Source organism: Fodinicola feengrottensis, assembly GCF_039530045.1.
Lineage (GTDB): Bacteria > Actinomycetota > Actinomycetes > Mycobacteriales > HKI-0501 > Fodinicola > Fodinicola feengrottensis.
Genome location: NZ_BAAANY010000029.1, coordinates 47,470 through 65,205, shown reverse-complemented (window position 1 = coordinate 65,205; position 17,736 = coordinate 47,470). Strand labels below are relative to the sequence as shown.

Annotated in this window: 13 protein-coding genes; 7 read left to right on the top strand and 6 right to left on the bottom strand. The window is 67.3% G+C overall.

Annotation, left to right across the window (positions count from 1 at the left end; all coding sequences use genetic code 11):
* Positions 1 to 197: 197 nt before the first annotated feature.
* The 3 genes from ctaC to ABD301_RS30630 all read left to right on the top strand — a co-directional run bounded on the left by ctaC (position 198) and on the right by ABD301_RS30630 (position 2,238).
* Positions 198 to 1,094, top strand: coding sequence for an aa3-type cytochrome oxidase subunit II (gene ctaC / locus ABD301_RS30640; protein ID WP_344313763.1), 897 nt, complete (start codon positions 198 to 200; stop codon positions 1,092 to 1,094).
* A 66-nt stretch (positions 1,095 to 1,160) separates the two neighbouring features.
* Complete coding sequence (locus tag ABD301_RS30635; RefSeq protein WP_163567928.1) at positions 1,161 to 1,583, top strand: cytochrome c oxidase subunit 4; 423 nt, start codon at positions 1,161 to 1,163, stop codon at positions 1,581 to 1,583.
* A 112-nt stretch (positions 1,584 to 1,695) separates the two neighbouring features.
* Entirely contained in the window at positions 1,696 to 2,238 is a 543-nt protein-coding gene (locus ABD301_RS30630) for a dihydrofolate reductase family protein (protein ID WP_344313762.1), read from the top strand.
* Positions 2,239 to 2,770: 532 nt separating this feature from the next.
* Here the strand turns inward: ABD301_RS30630 and qcrB are convergent.
* The 4 genes from qcrB to ctaE form a co-directional block, all read right to left on the bottom strand.
* Positions 2,771 to 4,366: a cytochrome bc1 complex cytochrome b subunit gene (gene qcrB, locus ABD301_RS30625; protein WP_344313761.1), complete on the bottom strand. Its 1,596-nt coding sequence runs from the start codon at positions 4,364 to 4,366 to the stop codon at positions 2,771 to 2,773.
* A 69-nt stretch (positions 4,367 to 4,435) separates the two neighbouring features.
* Complete coding sequence (qcrA, locus tag ABD301_RS30620; protein ID WP_344313760.1) at positions 4,436 to 5,554, bottom strand: cytochrome bc1 complex Rieske iron-sulfur subunit; 1,119 nt, start codon at positions 5,552 to 5,554, stop codon at positions 4,436 to 4,438.
* Entirely contained in the window at positions 5,551 to 6,357 is an 807-nt protein-coding gene (gene qcrC / locus ABD301_RS30615) for a cytochrome bc1 complex diheme cytochrome c subunit (protein ID WP_344313759.1), read from the bottom strand. Before qcrC ends, qcrA begins: the two co-directional genes overlap by 4 nt.
* A gap of 64 nt (positions 6,358 to 6,421) precedes the next feature.
* The gene (gene ctaE / locus ABD301_RS30610) at positions 6,422 to 7,033 is read right to left on the bottom strand and encodes an aa3-type cytochrome oxidase subunit III (RefSeq protein ID WP_163567926.1); all 612 of its coding nucleotides are present in this window, start codon (positions 7,031 to 7,033) and stop codon (positions 6,422 to 6,424) included.
* Positions 7,034 to 7,230: 197 nt separating this feature from the next.
* Here ctaE and ABD301_RS30605 point away from each other — a divergent pair, with 197 nt between their 5' ends.
* From ABD301_RS30605 to ABD301_RS30595, 3 genes are all read left to right on the top strand, one after another.
* Entirely contained in the window at positions 7,231 to 7,650 is a 420-nt protein-coding gene (locus ABD301_RS30605; protein WP_163567925.1) for a response regulator, read from the top strand.
* A gap of 3 nt (positions 7,651 to 7,653) precedes the next feature.
* Positions 7,654 to 8,730: an anthranilate phosphoribosyltransferase gene (trpD, locus tag ABD301_RS30600; protein WP_344313758.1), complete on the top strand. Its 1,077-nt coding sequence runs from the start codon at positions 7,654 to 7,656 to the stop codon at positions 8,728 to 8,730.
* A gap of 226 nt (positions 8,731 to 8,956) precedes the next feature.
* Positions 8,957 to 10,564, top strand: coding sequence for a M15 family metallopeptidase domain-containing protein (locus ABD301_RS30595; protein ID WP_344313757.1), 1,608 nt, complete (start codon positions 8,957 to 8,959; stop codon positions 10,562 to 10,564).
* Between the two features lie 4 nt (positions 10,565 to 10,568).
* Here the strand turns inward: ABD301_RS30595 and ABD301_RS30590 are convergent, their stop codons facing one another.
* Both ABD301_RS30590 and ABD301_RS30585 read right to left on the bottom strand, forming a co-directional pair.
* Positions 10,569 to 10,856 (bottom strand): Lrp/AsnC family transcriptional regulator, encoded by a 288-nt coding sequence (locus ABD301_RS30590; RefSeq protein ID WP_163567921.1) that lies wholly within the window; start codon positions 10,854 to 10,856, stop codon positions 10,569 to 10,571.
* A gap of 124 nt (positions 10,857 to 10,980) precedes the next feature.
* Complete coding sequence (locus ABD301_RS30585) at positions 10,981 to 14,118, bottom strand: amidohydrolase family protein (protein ID WP_344313756.1); 3,138 nt, start codon at positions 14,116 to 14,118, stop codon at positions 10,981 to 10,983.
* A 206-nt stretch (positions 14,119 to 14,324) separates the two neighbouring features.
* Between ABD301_RS30585 and ABD301_RS30580 the strand changes: the two genes are divergently transcribed.
* Positions 14,325 to 17,708: a glycoside hydrolase family 3 C-terminal domain-containing protein gene (locus tag ABD301_RS30580; RefSeq protein WP_344313755.1), complete on the top strand. Its 3,384-nt coding sequence runs from the start codon at positions 14,325 to 14,327 to the stop codon at positions 17,706 to 17,708.
* The last annotated feature ends 28 nt before the right edge of the window (positions 17,709 to 17,736 follow it).

Here is a 17,736-nt window from a genome sequence, read left to right as displayed (position 1 = left end):
GTCCCACCCAGGGTGGGAGATCACGTTGGGTGAGTGGGCCAAAGAGCGGCGCGGTGGAGTGGGCGGCAAATGGGTGCCGGCGGGTCGGCGCCCCGGGACAGCCGGTGCCAACAAGGTCGGATAGTCTTCGGTTTGCTCGTTCTACGGCGTGTAGACCACGCCGGTTGGGTGATGGCTGAGCGGGAAGGGCCTGTCGGGTGGCAAGTCAGAAGCGGGATCGGGCCGGAGTGCCGGTTCGCCGTGGTCGTGCGGTCCTGAGCCTTGCCGGGCTGGGGTTGCTGGCGCTGGCGTTGGCTGGCTGCGATCAGGGCCAGGCGATGCGGTTCGGGTGGCCGGCGGGCGTCACCGTGCAGTCGCAGTGGATGCTGCGGCTCTGGGTCGACTCGACCATCGCGGCGCTGGCCGTCGGTGTTCTCGTGTGGGGCCTGATGTTCTGGGCGATCATCGCTTACCGGCGGCGTGCTGGTGACCCAGAGATCCCCGTCCAGACCAAGCTCAACCTGCCGATCGAGATCCTCTACACGATCGCGCCGCTGCTGATCGTGGTCGTTCTCTTCTACTACACGGCGGTCGTCGAGACTGACGTGAACAAGGAAGACGCGAACCCGGACGTGACCATCTCGGTGGTGGCGTTCAAGTGGAACTGGCGGTTCGGTTACAACGACCAGCGCGGCCAGGACGGCCACGACGTGGAGACCGTCGGCTCGTCCGACCAGATCCCGGTGCTGGTGCTCCCGACCGGCAAGACGGTCAAGTTCATCGAGACCTCCGAGGATGTCATCCACTCGTTCTGGGTGCCGGACTTCCTGTTCAAGCGGGACGTGATCCCGGGCCACCCGAACTCGTTCCAGGTGACCATCACCCAGACCGGCAACTTCGTCGGCCGCTGCGCCGAGCTGTGCGGCACCTACCACTCGAACATGAACTTCGAGGTCCGGGCGGTCAGCCCGACCATGTACCAGCAATACCTGACGCTGCGCGAGCAGGGCCTGTCCAACCCGGACGCCCTGGAGAAGCTGCAGGGCAAGGCGATGCGGTACGCGGTCACCACCCACCCGTTCAACACCGACCGCCGCGACACGTCTGCCAGCTAGCCAGGCGAGTTGGTCCCTGCCCTATTCTGTGATCCACAGCAGTACCCGACAGGAGGATCGGTAGCGATGCGCACCGAGTCGAAAGTCTTCAACGGCTTGGCGCTGTTCGTGTTCGTGGCAGCAACCGTGTACGGGATCTGGACGAAGAACACCGTCGAGCACACCGAGTGGGTCGGTGTCGTCGGGCTGATCCTGACTGGCTGCCTCTGCGGCATGATCGGCCAGTACTTCTCCTTCGTGGCCCGCCGGATCGACGCTCGCCCGGAGGACCGCGAGAACGCCGACATCAGCGAGGGCGCCGGCGACCTGGGCTTCTTCTCACCCGGCAGCTACTGGCCGTTCATCCTGGCCGCCGCGGCCGCGATTGCCGGCATCGGGATCGTCTTCTGGGCCATCTGGCTGCTGGTCCTGGGCGGCGTCGCGCTGATCCTGTCCACCGGCGGACTGCTCTTCGAGTATTACGTCGGCAGCCGCGGCGAAGAGAGCTAATCCGTTCGTACGCACCGATTGTCGGCCCGTCGACGCCTGTCAGGCGTAGGCGGGCCGTTGTCGTACCAGCGAACTGCTGGCTGTCCCGACGAGGTTCCACCGGAGGTACGCGATGGCCAAGCTGCTCTACTCGGTCACCATGTCGCTCGACGGTTTCATCGCGGGCCTGGGCGGGGACATGTCCTGGCTCACCGAACACATCGCGCCCAACCCGGTCGTCAAGGACGTCGTCAGCAAGATCGGCGCGTTGTTGGTTGGCAGCCGCACGTTCGGCGGCGACGATCCGCATCGGGGGACCGCCAAGGAGGGTAAGGCGTTCGGCGGGGGCTGGGACGGCCCGCAGTTCGTCCTCACCCATCACCCACCGGCGCGGCCAGTGCCCGGGGTGACTTTCGTCGGCGATCTCGGCAGCGCGATCGAGGCGGCGAAGACCGCGGCGGGGGAGCGGTACGTCAACGTGATGGGCGCCAGTGTCGCCCGACAATGCCTCGCGGCGGGTGAACTCGACGAGCTCCTGGTGATCATCGCGCCGGTGCTGCTCGGCGACGGCGTCCGGCTCTTGGACTGGCCGGGTGGTACGAACGTGAAGCTGGAACGTGTCGGCCTGACCAGCGCCGAGCTGGCAACCAATCTGTGGATGCGAGTAGTCAAATAAAAAGCGCCCACCGAGGTCGGTGGCCCGCGGTCACAAGGGCGTATTGACCGCGAACACCGACCTCGGCGTGGCGTGATGATCGCGCCCGACGACCGTCGCCACCACCGGCTGGCCCCATTCCTCATAGCCGCAGGTGGGCAGGTCGTACGTCGGCGAGGCTCTTCATACCCCCTTACGTGAGCCGCTCGGTTCATAAATCAGCTCGCCGATGGTGCGGACGCTCCAGATCGCTCCCGCCGACCACGTCGTCGTGGACCGGGGCGGTGTGGACGAGTCAACCCGGAGGGTGTGCCGGTGCCCGCTGACTCGTCCGGTGCCGTGCCGTCACGAACATCGGGTCTTCTTCGTGCCCAGTCTCCGTAACAATTCGGAGATTACCGGACATTCCTCCGGATTCCTAGAGTTAAATGCGAAGAAATTGTCCGTTCGTATGATATGTACGCTGGCCGTACGCGTGGCAGCGCAAAAGAAAGCCGCCCCACTCCGACAGGAATGGGGCGGCTTTCTGGGTCGTACGAGGGCTGAGAAGCTCTCAGTCGTCGCTGCGGGTCAGCTCTCGCTGATCTACCGGCGCCGGCGAGACGGGAGCCTCACCGGGCTTCTCCAGCGGCACGAAGAAGCCCTTGGCAGCGTTGCCTAGGGCACCGAGCCGGTTCATCTTCTTCGGCACCGCCCAGCCGCTGTATTCCAGCTCGCTGTGGCCGTGCGAGTCCGCCGGGCCCAGCGGCTGGTGGATCTCGATGAACTCACCGTTCGGAAGCCGCCGGATGATGCCGGTCTCGACACCGTGCGCCAGCGTGATCCGGTCGCCCTGCTGGGCGCCCAGGCACAGCCGGTAGGTGATGTAGTACGCGATGGGTGGCGCCAGCAGCAGCCCGATCCGACCGATCCACGTCATCGCGTTCAGCGAGATGTCGAACTTCTCGGCGATGATGTCGTTTCCGGCGGACATCAGCAGCACGATGATGAAGGCGATCGCCATCGCGCCCAGCGCCGTCCGCGCGGGTGCGTCCCGGGGCCGCTGAAGCAGGTTGTGGTGGGCGGAGTCCTTGGTGAGTCTGGCTTCCAGGAACGGATACCCGATCAGCATCGAGAAGACGGCGCCCATCAGGAACGCGGAAGGCCAGAACATCGCCGGGATCGTGTACGGACCGATGTAGATCTCCCAGTCCGGGAAGAGTCTCAGCGCCCCGTCGCTCCAGGCCACGTACCAGTCAGGCGTGGTGCCAGCGGAGACCACCGCGGCTGTGTACGGGCCGAAGATCCACACCGGGTTGATCTGGAAGACGCCACCCAGGAAGGCGATCATGCCGAAGACGACCATGAAGAACCCGCCGGCCTTGGCCGAGAAGTTCGGCACCATCCGTACGCCGACAACGTTCTTCTCGGTCCGGCCTGGCCCGGGATACTGGGTGTGTTTCTGCTTGACCAGCAGGCCCATATGGACAGCGATCAACCCCAGGATCAGACCGGGTAACAACAGCACGTGTGCGATGTAGAGCCGCGGCAGGATCTCCGTGCCCGGATATTCGCCGCCGAACACCGAGAAGGTGAACCACGTCCCGATCACCGGCGTGGACTGCATGATCGCGCTCATCACTCGAAGGCCGGTGCCGGAGATCGCGTCGTCTGGCAGCGAGTAACCCGCGAAGCCCTCGAAGAAGCCCATGATGAACAGCAGCGCGCCGACCACCCAGTTGATCTCCCGCGGCCGCCGGAAGGCGCCGGTGAAGAAGACCCGCAGCATGTGCACGACCATCGCGGCCATGAACAGCAGCGCCGCCCAGTGGTGGATCTGCCGCATGATCAAGCCGCCGCGCACGTCGAACGACAGGTTCAGGGTCGTCTCGTACGCACGGGACATCTCGATGCCGTAAAGCGGCGTGTACGAGCCGGCGTACTTGACTTCCAGCGCCGACGGCTCGAAATACAGGGCCAGGAAGGTGCCGGACAGCAGCAGCACGATGAACGAGTAGAGCGCGATCTCACCGAGCATGAACGACCAGTGGTCCGGGAAGACCTTGTTCATCAGCTTGCGGACCGGGCTGGCCGCGGCGAACCGGTCATCGGCCCAACTGGCCGCCTGCTCGGGGATTTCGGCCGGGTTGATTTTCGGCAGCGAGATCATGATGGATGCTCCCAATACGTGGGGCGGACGGTCGTCATCTCAGACAGCGCTGTCTCGGTCTCTCTCAGGTTACTTGTCATTGTCGGGGTGCTCCCACAATGCGGGACCGATCGGCACCCGATAGTCGCTCTGTGCCACGAAATATCCCGCCGAGTCCAACTTGATCGGCAGCTGCGGCAGCCGCCGGCTCGCCGGGCCGAAGACCGGCTTGCAGGACTCCAGCAGGTCGAACTGGCTCTGGTGGCACGGGCACAGCAGCCGCTGGGTCTGCTGCTCGTACAGGCTGGCCGGGCAGCCCGCGTGCGTGCAGATCTTCGAGTACGCGAAGTAGTCGCCGTAGTGCGCTGTCTCGTACCCGGGCTGCACCTTGACCTTCGCCGCGTCCTCCGGCCGCATGTGGATCAGCAGCGTGGGGGAGTCGGCGTATTTGTTGGTGTTGCCGTCCGGGATGCCCGGGAAGACGGTCTCGATGCTGCCCGTGTGCATGTCACCAGGCTGGATCGGCGTGCCATCGTCGCGGACCAGCCGGATGCCTTCCTTCCAGGCGGTGGTGATCGGGTCCTTGCCCGGGTTCGTGATCAGCGCGCCGACCAGCGGCGCGGCGATCGCGAGACCGAGCGGCGCGGCGCCGATCGCGATGGCCGCCTTCAGCATCGGGCGGCGCTTGATGCCGGTGTCGTCGAAGGTCTGCAACAGCGTGGCGCCGGTCAGCCGGCGCTCGTCGTCCGGAGACGCACCGTCGTGCCGATCCTGGACCGCGACCTCTTCGGGCAGCAGCTTCTTCGCGAAGGTGATGACCGCGGCGCCGACGAAGAACAGCGCGAAGCCGAGCGTGATGCCCAGCATCGGCGTGTAGAGCTTCGCGATGTTGACGCCCAGCTGGTAGTCGTATGGCCACCAGATGTAGACGACCAGGAAAGCCAGCCCGAACAGGCCGGACAGGCCGAACATGAACGCGATGGTCCGCTCGACCCGCTTCTCCCGCTTGGTGCCCGGGACCGGGAAACGTGGCGCGTAATGCACCAGCTCCACGCCGTCCCGGCGGGCACCCTCGCGGACCAGGTCGAACTGGTCCGCCTCCGGGTCGTTGGCGTCGACATACGGGTCTTTGCCCGGCATCGGGTACGCCGGGGTCACCCCGTTGGCGGTGGCCGGCTCGTGGGCAGTGCTGTGGTCTTGTGTGGTCACGACTTTCCTGCAATCCAGAGCGTCACGAACAGCAGAGCGATAATGCCGATGACGAAGATCACCAGGCCCTCGGGCACCGGGCCGGACCGGCCGATCCCGAAGCCGCCCTGGTCCATGTCGGCCTTCTGGGCCTGCACGTACGACAGGATGGCCTTCTTCTCATCCGGGGTGAGCTGGTTGTTCGCGAACACCGGCATGTTCTCCGGGCCGGTCAGCATCGCCTCGTAAATCTGTTTGTCGGTCGCGTCGTTGAGGTTCGGCGCGGTCTTGCCGGACGACAGCGCGCCACCCTTGGTGCTGAAGGCGTGGCAGGCGGCGCAGTTCAGCCGGAACAGGCGGCCACCTTCGGCGATGGTGTCCTTGTCGGTGCTGGACAGCTGCCCGGTCGGCACTTCCGGTCCGCCGTACGACTGCACGTAGGCGACCAGCTGGGTGATCTGGTCGTCGGTGAACTTCGGGGGCTTGCGGGCCGCCTGCGCGGCCTGGCCGGCCAGTGGCATCCGGCCCGAGGAGACCTGGAAGTCGACCGCGGCGCCACCCACCCCGACCAGGCTCGGTCCGCGGCCGGGGACGCCCTGCAGCGTACGGCCGTGGCAGCTGATGCAGCTGTCGTTGAACAGTCGCTGACCCTGCTGCGCCGCCGCCGACGATTGGTCGTTCGGGGCCGCCGAGGTGCTCGGCGTGAACGCCGCGTAGCCAGCGCCGATCACGGCGAGCGCCGCTATCAGCAGCAGCACGCCCGACCGGCGCTTGGCCAGGTCCGCCGCCCGGCGGGAGGCCCGGCCTGCGAAGGAGGAAATCATCGCCTCACCTTGCGGTTGTCTACAGAACTAATGACGGGTTAGCTGCCGCGAACGTGACAGCGAGCTAGCGGAGCAGGTAGATCATCGCGAACAGGGCGATCCAGACCACGTCGACGAAGTGCCAGTAGTACGACACGACGATGGCCGAGGTCGCCTGCGCCGGGGTGAAGCGGCCCATCGTCGACCGGATCATCAGGAAGACGAAGGCGAGCAGGCCGCCGATCACGTGCAGGCCGTGGAAACCGGTGGTCAGGAAGAACATCGACCCGTACCCGTTGGCCGAGATGGTGATGCCGTCGTGAACCAGCTTGTAGTACTCACCGGCCTGGCCGCCGACGAAGATCGCGCCCATCACCAGGGTCAGCAGATACCAGCGACGCAGGCCGTACACGTCCCCGCGCTCGGCGCAGAAGACGCCCATCTGACAGGTCACCGAGGACAGCACGAGGATCACCGTGAACGGGGTGGAATACCAGAGCTCGAGGTTCTTCGTCATCTCCGGCCACAGGGCCGGCTGAGCGGCCCGGATGGAGAAATACATCGCGAACAGGGCCGCGAAGAACATCAGCTCGCTGGAGAGCCAGATGATCGTCCCGACGCTGACCATGTTCGGCCGGGTCAGCGAGTGAACCTGAGACTTCTCGAAAACGGCGGCGGAGGTCGTCACACAGGGCATTATGGCCCGCCGCCCCAGGCTCCCGCGCGCCGGGTACTACTGCGTGTCGAAGATGACCCTTGACCAGTGACATGACCGCTGTCGGTGGTGCCGGTGCGGGCGCCCGTACGTACGCGCGCGCGACCGTTGGCGAGATGCGATGAGTGTTCCGGGCCCAAAACCACGGGCGGACCGGCCGGTGGTTTACGCTTCGCAGCATGAGTGCAGTTCGCCGTCCTGCCGACAAGACGATCCTGGTGTTCAGCGACGACCCCGCGGTGCGTGAGCGGGTCCGGATGGCGATCGGTCGCCGTCCCGCGCCGGACGTGGGCAAGATCGTCTGGCTGGAGGCGTCCACCGGTGACGAGGTGGTGGACGCGGCGGACGCGGGCAAGGCCGACGTGCTGATCCTGGACGCGGAGGCGCAGCCAACCGGTGGGATGGGCATCAGCCGGCAGTTGCGCAACGAGCTCGACCACTGCCCGCCGGTCTGCCTGCTGCTGGCCCGGGACGCGGACCGATGGCTGGCGAAATGGTCGCAGGCCGAGGCGACCATCACGCATCCGATTGATCCGGTACGCGCCGCCGCGGTAGTCGCCGACCTGTTGCGTCGCGCGCCCGTGCCGGCGCGGAGCTGAGTCATGGCCGCGAGTGGGTCCGCAGAACGGGCCCCCGCGGTGCAGGCGTACAGCTGGCCCAAGCTCCTGACCACGCTGCTTGAGGGACAGTCGCTGTCTTCGGACGCGACCGCCTGGGCCATGCGCGAGATCATGGCCGGTGACGCCACGAACGCTCAGGTCGCCGGGTTCGCGACCGCTCTGCGGGCGAAGGGCGAGACCGCCGAAGAGGTGTCCGGCCTCGCGAAGGTGATGCTGGCCAACACCGCCAGGCTCGACCTCGGACCAGCGCCACTGGACGCCGTCGACGTGGTCGGCACCGGCGGGGATCGGGCCAACACCGTCAACATCTCCACCATGGCCGCCGTCGTGGTGGCGGCCGCGGGCGTAAGAGTGGTGAAGCACGGCAACCGCGCGGCTTCTTCCGCGTGTGGTGCGGCCGATTTGCTCGAAGCGCTCGGGGTGGCGATCGAGCTGTCGCCGGCCCAGGTCTCCCGCTGCGTGACCGACGCCGGCATCGGCTTCTGTTTCGCCGCGTACTTCCACCAGGGCCTGCGGCACACCGGCGCGACCCGGCGCGAGCTGGGCATCCCGACGGTGTTCAACTTCCTTGGCCCGCTGACCAACCCGGGCCAGCCACGGGCCGCCACCATCGGCTGCTTCTCCGAGACGATGGCGCCGGTGATGGCCGGAGTCGTCGCTGGCCGCGGCCACTCCGCCCTGGTCGTGCGGGGCGAGGACGGCCTGGACGAGGTCACCACCACAGCTCCCACCCGGTTCTGGATCGTCGAGGGCGGAACGGTCACCGAGACGCTCTTCGACGTCGCCGACTGCGGCCTGCCCCGGGCAGTGCCCGCTGACCTGCGCGGCGGCGACGCCTCGGTCAACTCCGCGGTAGCGCGCGCGGTGTTCAGTGGCGAACGCGGTCCCGTACGGGACGCTGTCCTTGTCAACGCCGCCGCCGCGCTCGCCGCGTACGACGGAGTGGGTGGGTCGTTGAAAGATTCGCTGGACGCTGGTCTGAAGCGGGTCGCGAAGGCAGTGGATTCCGGGGAAGCGGTGGCTGTGTTGGACCGCTGGGCTGCGGTTTCCCGGCTTTAGGCTGGCCGACTTCGGTGCCCTGTTGGAGTTGTTGATCTTGGTTAGTTAGCCCGTACATAACGGACATCGGTCCGGAATATCCTTTTCGTACGGGCCAACTAACCAAGATCAACAACGCAAGCTGAGCGGCAGGAGACAGTGCCCGAACGCTTACCCGGATGATCATCGGCGAGGTTGGCGTTTTCGAGCGATAATGGGCGGACTGGGGTCAAAGGATGGGGGACGGGTGTCCGACCGCACCAAGGGGACCCGCCACGCTGACCGTGACTCGGCGGCGCAGCAGGCCGCGTCCAGGTCGCAGTCGCAGTCTCGGTTGCCGGGGTGGGCTGAGTCGGTGCTGGCGCTGCAGCGGTCCGCGGGCAACGCGGCGGTGAGTGGGCTGATGGTGCAGCGACAGCATCTGGACACCAAATCCGGGCACTCGGTGGGCGACGCCACCGGGCCGATGGACAACACGCGCGAGGACGTTCTGGCGGTGCTCGCGCAGCTCAACGTGTTGCAGACGATGAGCAAGGGCGACTTCGCGGCGCAGCAGGCGTTGGCGTCGGCCGCGCCGAAGGGCACCAAGCTGTCGGCCGGGGATTTGGCGCCGACCATCGCGGCCATCGCAGCGAACGAGAAGCCGTACGTGTCGGCGAGCGTTGCGCAGAAGGTGCTGCACGCCAAGGTTTCCGCGGACGTCGGTACGGGCGGCGCCAACAAGAAGACGGATGTCACGGCCGTCGTCGAGGCGATGCACCACGCTGGGCACCTGTCCAATGACGACTACGCGACGGCTTTGCAGGAGCTGAGTGCCGCGACGGGTGCGACGGTGGCCGAGTCGTCGATGCCGACCGTGCTCAAGGGGCTCGCGCATGCCCGCTGGCAGGCGGCGATCATGACTACCCCGCAGACTCTCGATCCGATCGTCGCGACCAGCGACGCCGGTGCGGTGGGTACGGCCGGGGAGCGCGGAACGTCGACCGCCGCGGTGGGATCGGCGCCAAAGGGCAAGTCGCAGGACGCGTTCGACGCCAAGGCCCGCCAGTTGGGCGCGAAGGATTACCAGGACTACGGCCAGAACATGCTGGTGTCCGGCGGGTCGGTGGCCGGTCGTTCGGTCGACAGCAGCGCGCCGGTGCACCCCCTGTTCCTCACCAAGCTCGAGCAGGCGTCGGCGCACGCGAAAGAACTGCTCGGGGACCAGGATTTCGGGATCAAGTCGGTCGGTGGCTTCCGGCCGTACCAAGGCCCGCACGCCTGGGGACTCGCGGTCGACCTGGACGTCATCGAGAATCCGTACGTCGCCGGAGAGAGCGGCGAGAAGGCGCTCGACGCCGTCACAGGCGTTGTCTACCAGCGCATCGCCAGCACCCTGCTCGGGCGTGACTCAGTGGTCGCGAAGGGTCTCGGTGGCGCGAAATACCAGGCGATCGCCGAGGAAAGCGACGCGATGGTGGCGTATTTCAGTGTCCTGGGCGGCGGTCCGAAGCGTGACGTGATGAGCCACCACGGTGCCTTCGACCCAGCCGTGCTGGCCGGGTTGGACCGTACCCAGGTCAAGTCCGACTACGACACGCTGATCGGCGCCGGCGTGCCGGCCGGCGGGCTACGGGGCGACTTCCCGTTCCGACCGAACTCGATGGGCGGCGGCAAGATCAGTGACCCCAAGGGCGGCTTCCTGACCATCCGCGAGGAGATCGTGACGGCCTTTCGGGCGGCCGGGTTCCGCTGGGGCGGCTCCGACTTCGGCGCCGATTCCGGCGACATCCAGCACTTCGACGAGTCGACCAGAAGTGGCGCGGTCAAGCAGGAATACTTCGACTACGGCAGCCAGCACGCAAGCGGGTCCTGACCAGTCAGGTCGCGTCCGGGAAGCCGATCGAGAACGTCTCCTCGAGGTCGTGCTTGGAGTACGCGCGGAAAGCGATGTGCGTGTCCGTGTGCACGACTCCGGGGACCTTGGCGATGCCGCCGGCGATGACCTTCTCCACGTCGTCGAACGCTCGCACCCGCACCATCGCGATCAGGTCCACGATGCCGGTGGTGGAGTAGACCTCGCTGACACCGGGAAGCTCCGCGATCTGGTACGCCACCTCCGAGATCGAGTCCGAATCGCAGGAGATCATGACGATCGAGGTGATCACGGCTGGTTCCTTTCGCTCTGACGCCCCCTTCAGTATGACGCCTTCACCGTTGGCCGATGAACCGACATTCGGGTAGGAGTCGCTCACCGACGGTCAGACATCCCAGTTCGTCAGACCGCTGCGGTCAGTGTGGCGCACTGCAACACAGGGCCGCGTGCTTCACGAAGTCCTCGGTATGCCACCAAAAAGCGGCCTGTGACGGATGTGCTGGCACCGCCGTGGGGGCGGCCGCGGTGGTCGGCGGGGTGGGCGGCACGTACGAGACGAGGTCGTCGACCGAGTGAGGAACCCCACCCAGCATGATCAGCCGTACGTTCGCGGCGTCCTCGATCCGGTCCAGCGGGTTCCCGTCCAGCACGGTCAGGTCGGCGAGCGCGCCGGGCGTGATTCGGCCGAGGTCCGGTACGGCAAGGTAGTCGGCGGCCTGACTGGTCGCGGTCCGTAGTGCCTCGGCCGGGGTGAGCCCGCCGGGATGGACCATCGCGCGCAGGTTCGTGTGCAGGCTGACACCGAAGTTGTCGATGGGCGAGTCAGTGCCGGCCACGATCCGGCCGCCGCCGCGCAGGATCGCGGTCACGGTGGCGGTCCAGCCGCGCAGCGCGGCGGTCGCGCCGTCCGCGTCGGCGGTCTTGGCCAGCGCGACCGCGGCGGCGAGTTTCGCGTACTCCCAAGGGGGATAGAGCGCGCGTACGCGACGGTCGGTGAACAGCGAGCTGTCGGTGGCGTAGAGCGCGTACGAATAGAAGAGCGTCGGCGTCATTGGCATCCCGGCCGCGGTGAACAGCGAGATCACGTCCTGATAGCTGATCCCGTTGCGGGACACCGTCTGGGAGTAGCCGAGCCGGTTGGTGGCGCCGACGTGCTCCATCCCGTCCACGCCGAGCGTGATGGCGGGGTGCAGGTAGTGCGAGCTGGCCCGGATGCCGCGCCGGTGAGCCCATTCGATGGTTTGCCGCTGGGACGCGACCGGCAGTCGTACGTAGTTCTTGATGAGGTCGTAGTCGAGCAGACGGGCGCGTTCAAGCTCGCGAAGCACGCCGGCGGTGTCTCGGGTCGGGCGCATGAAGTTGTAGTAGATCCGCCGGCCGTCGATCGCCTCGCCGGTGCCGACATACCGCGGCGCGAGCCGCCGGCCGGCGGTGGTGGCCTCACGTTCCTCGACCATGTCGTAGGCGGGGTCGCCAGGAGAGCGGGTGGTGGTGACGCCCAGCGACAGCCACAGCGGGCCCTGCCGAGAGCCGAGCAGCCGGCCGCCCAGATGCCGGTGGTTGTGCATGTCGATCAGTCCGGGCGCGACCGTGGCGTTCGAGGCGTCGATCCGGCGCTGCGCCGGTCGTCCCGGCTGGTGTGGTGCGACCGCGACGATCCGGTCGCCATCCACCACGACGTCGACGTTTTCCCGTACTGAGTCGGAAAGTCCGTCCCACATCCGACCGGCGTGGATGACCGTACGCCCGGAGGGCTTGCCGGCCCGCCAGCGCAACGGTACGACGTACGACCGTCCACTGTGTCCGTCCACTGTGGTCAGTCGCAGCTCGCCGCCGACCAGGTACGAAATTGTCCTGGAGTCGCCGGCGAAACTCGGCGCGTCGGTGGGTTCATCGGTCAGCTGCCGGGCTGGTCCGGTCGGCGCGCCGGTCGCGTCGACCTGGCGTATCCAGAGCAATCCATCAACGACGAACGCGAAGAGTTTTCCGTCCGGCGACCACACCGGCCCGTCCACTCCGCGGGTAGCCAGCGATCGGTCCGGCATGATTTCCCGATAGGTGGTGGCCCCGGTGACCAGGTCGATGGTCAGCACCTGGCTGGCGCCCTCCCGGAACCGCTTCGCGTTTGGCCTGAGAGCGGCGATCGCGAGCGTACGACCGTCTTTCGAGAAAGCCGGCCGGCCCGGTGCGAACAGTGGTCCGAAGACTCTGGTGACCGCGCCCGTACGCGCGTCGGCGAGGTTGACCGTGCCGGTCTCATCGACGAAGGCCAACCGGCTGGCGTCGGGTGCCCAGGCGGGCAGGATGGCCGCGCCCGGCGCCTTGGTCAACTGCCGATGTTGCCCGTTTCCAGTGTCGTAGAGCCAAAGTTCTGGTTTTCCGGTTCGATCGCTGGCGTAGGCGATGGTTTTGCCGTCCGGCGACCAGGCCGGATCGGTGGTGAAGAAACGGTCGTTGGTGATGTTCTTGGGCTGGCCACCCCAGGGCGCGACCCAGATGTCATTGAGCGCCCGGAAAGCCACCTGTTTCCCGTTCGGCGACAGCACGGGGCCGACGATCCCCTTGACCTGACGGGGAAATCCGTCGTCGCGCAGGGGGCGCCGGGCGTGATAGCTGGGTTTGGTGGCGTAAGCGGTCGCGGTGAAAGCGATCGTGTCGACGCCTGGGCCGGACAGTTTCCGGGTTTTGATGCTCCCGTCGGCGGTGTACGCGACTCGGCCGTCCGGGAAGAATCCTGGTCGCAGCGGGAAAACATCCTCGCCTGACGCGGAGACATCGGTGGGCGTCCCGCCGGCGGTCGGGATGGACCGCAGAGTGGTTTTCCCGGGAAGTGCCGACACGTAGACCAGAGTTTTGCCGTCTGGGCTGAAAGCCGGCGCGAACAGGACTTCGCCGGTCCCGCCGGTCACCACGGTGTGCCGGCCGCTGCCGTCGGCTGACACCACGTCGATTTTGGTTGCAGCGCTGACAAAGGCGATCAGGCTGCCGTCCGGCGCGATCGTCGGGTGGTATTCGTCCTGGTCGGCGGAGTTCACCACGACGGTGACCGCGCCGGTCGCGGGGGACAGGGAATAGATGCCGTACGTGCTGCCGTCCCGGTCCGAGGCCACCACCATCCGGCCGTCCGGACCGAAAACCGGTTCTCGGTGATCGTAGCGGCCGCTGGTCAGCTGCCGCGGTTGGCCGCCGGCCACCGGCACCACCCAGATCTGGAAACCGCCGTCCGCGTACGACTGAAACGCGAGCGTACGACCGTCCGGGGCGAAGGCCGGCCAGGTCGCGTCGGCGTCCGCGGGCAGGACGCGGGTGGCCGGGCCGCCGGCCGCGCCGAGCGTCCACAGGGTGGCCAACAGGTCGACCGCGACCGTCCGGCCGTCAGGGGAGACCGCCAGCGCCATGTCGGTGCCTTGGCGAACGGTGACCGGAAAGGTCGCCGGCTGGCCAACCGCGGTTGCCGGCGCCGGCAACAGGGCCGGCGCGACCGCCGCGGTGCCGGCGGCGGCCAGGAACCCGCGCCGGTCGAGCCGGAAGCGCCCGGGGTTTTCGGTGCTCATGCCATTTCCTCCCGTGGACAGTTCTGCCTACAGCCAACTCACCCGGCGGCGGCTGGGGCAAACCTTTTGCGGTGACCTGTCCGGAAGTGGCCGATACGCGAGCGCTGGCCGATCGGACCGTAAGCGGACAGAAAGCGTGCTTTTTTGCTGGCCAGCGGCTTACTTTGTGGTCGAAACTATCTCCGCCCGGCCGTTGGAGGACCCCCGTGTCGCGCAAACTCCACCTCGTCACGCTTGGCCGGATCGCCGCGATCGGCGTTCTGCTGGTTGGCGCGGCCGTTTCCGGGTCACCGGCGGTCGCCGCTGACCGGCCGTGGCTGGACGCCCGTCAGCCGATCGAGCAGCGCGTCGACAGCCTGATGACGCAGCTGACGATCGACGAGGAGGCGACCCTGCTGCAGGGCGTCGACGCGCCGGCCGGCACGCACGCGGTCGGATATGTGAACGGCATCCCGCGCCTGGGTATCCCGCCGCAGCTGCTTTCGGACGGGCCCGCCGGCGTACGGGACGGCACACCGGCCACCTCGCTGCCGGCGCCGGTGTCGCTCGCGGCGAGTTTCGACCAGAACCTCGCCCACCAGTACGGCGCGGTGATGGGCGACGAGGCGGCCCGGCGCGGCTACGAGGCGCTCTATTCGCCGATGGTCAATATTGTCCGGATCCCGAACGGCGGGCGGAATTTCGAGACCCTGGGCGAGGATCCGGCGCTGGCCGGCAGCATCGGGACCGGCGAGGTGGCCGGCATTCAGTCCCAGCAAGTGGCCGCGCAGGTCAAGCACTTCGCGGCGAACAACCAGGAGGACGGCCGGACGACCACCTCGTCCGATGTGGACGAACGTACGTTGCACGAGATCTACCTGCCGGCTTTCGAGGACACCGTGAAAAACGGCAAGGCCTGGTCGTTGATGTGCGCGTACAACAAAGTCAACGGCACGTACGCGTGTGAGAACTACCCACTGCTGCACGACGTTCTCAAGGACGACTGGAATTTTGACGGAGTGGTGGGTTCGGACTACCCAGCGACCCACAGCACGGTCGCGAGCGCACAGGCCGGTCTTGACCAGGAATTCGGCGGATCCACTTACTATTCGCAGCTGGCCGCGGCCGTACGAGCCGGTCAGCTGGCGAAATCGGTGCTCGACGACCACGCTCGCCGGGTGGTGCGGATGATGTTCCGGGCCGGCCTTTTCGACAACACCCGGCCGACCGGCGCGCCGGACGTGAACGCGCATGCCGCCTTCGCTCGGCAAGCGGCGACCGATGGCAGTGTGTTGCTCAAAAACAACGGCGCATTACCTTTCTCGGCGGCGGCAACGAAATCCGTCGCGGTGATCGGTCCGTACGGCAACACCGTCCCGGCCGGCGGCGGCAGCTCGAGAGTGACGCCGTATCACACGGTCACCCCGGTTCAAGGCATCACGGATCGCCTCGGAGCCGGCGCGAAAGTCTCGTACACGCTGGGATCCAGCGGGTCGTCCGCCGCACCGCCCATTCCCGCATCGGCTTTCACCCACCTGTCTGGTGCCTATTTCGCCAACCAGACCTTGTCCGGCGATCCGGTGGTGACCCGCGACGATCCGCAGGTCGACTTCGACTGGGGCCAGGGCGCACCCGCCGATGGCCTGCCGGTCGACCATTTTTCGGCGCGCTGGACCGGAACCCTGACGGCGCCGAGCACTGGCGCGTACACGGTCGGCCTGACCAGCGATGACGGCAGTCGGCTGTATGTCGACGGCAAGCTGGTCATCGACAACTGGCGAGACCAGGCCGCCAACACCGAAACCGCGGTGCTGAATCTGACCGCGGGCGAAGCCCATCAGGTGAAGGTGGAGTATTACGAAAATGGCGGCGACGCCAGCGTTTCGCTCGGCTGGACGCTGCCCGGCGCGCAGGACCCGGAGATTCTCGCAGCCGTCGCGGCAGCGAAAGCCGCCGATGTGGCGGTCGTCGTGGTGGGCGAGATCTCGTCCGAGGGCAGCGACCGTACGACCCTTTCCTTGCCTGGCACGCAAGACGCGCTGGTGGACGCGGTGACCAAGGCGAACCCACGGACCGTGGTGGTGCTGAACAACGGCGGTCCGGTGCTGATGCCGTGGCTGACGTCCGCGCCCGCGGTGCTGGAAATGTGGTATCCGGGCGAGGAAGACGGCAACGCGCTGGCCGCCATGCTGTTCGGCGATCGCGAGCCAGGTGGCCGGCTGCCGGTGACTTTTCCCACCGATGCGGCACACACTCCGATCGCGGGCCCGCCGCAGTATCCGGCGCAGGATGGTCACTATGTCTACAGCGAGAAACTGAACGTCGGCTACCGCTGGTACGACGCGACCGGCACCGCGCCGTTGTTCCCGTTCGGGTTTGGGCTCGGCTACACGACTTTTGCCTACTCGGGCCTGCAAGTCAGTCCGGTGCTGCTGCCCGGCGGCTCGGCGCAGGTGAGCGTACGGGTGCGCAACACCGGGAAACGGGCCGGCACGGAGACTGTCCAGCTCTACCTCGGATCGCCGGCGGCCGCGGGTGAGCCGCCGCACGCGCTCAAGAAGTTCCAGAAGGTGACGGTGGCCGCCGGCGCCAGCCAGGTCGTACGTTTTACCTTGAAAGCCAGCGATCTGGCGGTCTGGGACACCGTCACGCATCAATCGTCCACAGTGGACGGCGTTTATCAGGTCTCGGTCGGATCGTCGTCGCGGGATATTCGGGCGACCGCGCCGCTGCGCGTACCACTGACGCTTGGCGCGCAGTCCATTGACGTGAGCGCGCCCGTGTTGGCCGCGGCCGGCACGACCGTGACCGTCACCGGAACCCTGCGCAACACCGGCGATCTGCCCTTGCTGGCCGCGACGGTCGCGCTGACCACGCCGGCTGGCTGGCCGTCGGTCGGGGCGCAGCGGGTGAATTCGGTAGCACCACACGGAACCGCGACCGTCACCTGGCACGCACGGGTGCCCGCGGGCGCGCCGGCCGGGGCGTCGCGGCTCACCGCGACGGCACGGTGGGTCGGCGGCGCCCGCCAGTCGGCGACTGGCACGGCGACCGTGGGCATTCCGTACGCCTCCTTGGCGGCGGCGTACAACGGCACCGGCATCAGCGACGACACGAATCCGGCGGCTGGCAACTTCGACGGCTCCGGCTACAGTTTTTCCGCGCAGTCGCTGGCAAGTGTCGGAGTGAGCCCGGGTGTTTCAATCGCCTATGGCGGTTTGGCGTACTCATGGCCGACCGCCGCCGCCGGTACGCCGGACATGGTCACCGCGCACGGGCAGGCGATCGCGTTGAGCGGCACCGGTACGACCCTGGGCCTGCTTGGATCTGCCAACAACGGCACCGATTCCGGGCCGGTCACCGTGACGTACACCGACGGCACCACCAACAGCGGCACGGTCACTTTCGCTGACTGGTACGCCAATGCCGCTGTGCCGGGCTGCGCTTTGGCCGTCACCACCCCGAACTGGAACCAGCCGCCGAACGGCATCGGCCCGCACGCCGTGTCGCTCTACACCAGCACGGTCGCGCTCACCCCGGGCAAAACGGTCGCCGCCGTCACCCTCCCGGACGAGAGCCGCCTGCACGTCTTCGCCGCCACCATCGGCTAGGGCGTGTCGCCTTGGCGCAGGGGGAGTG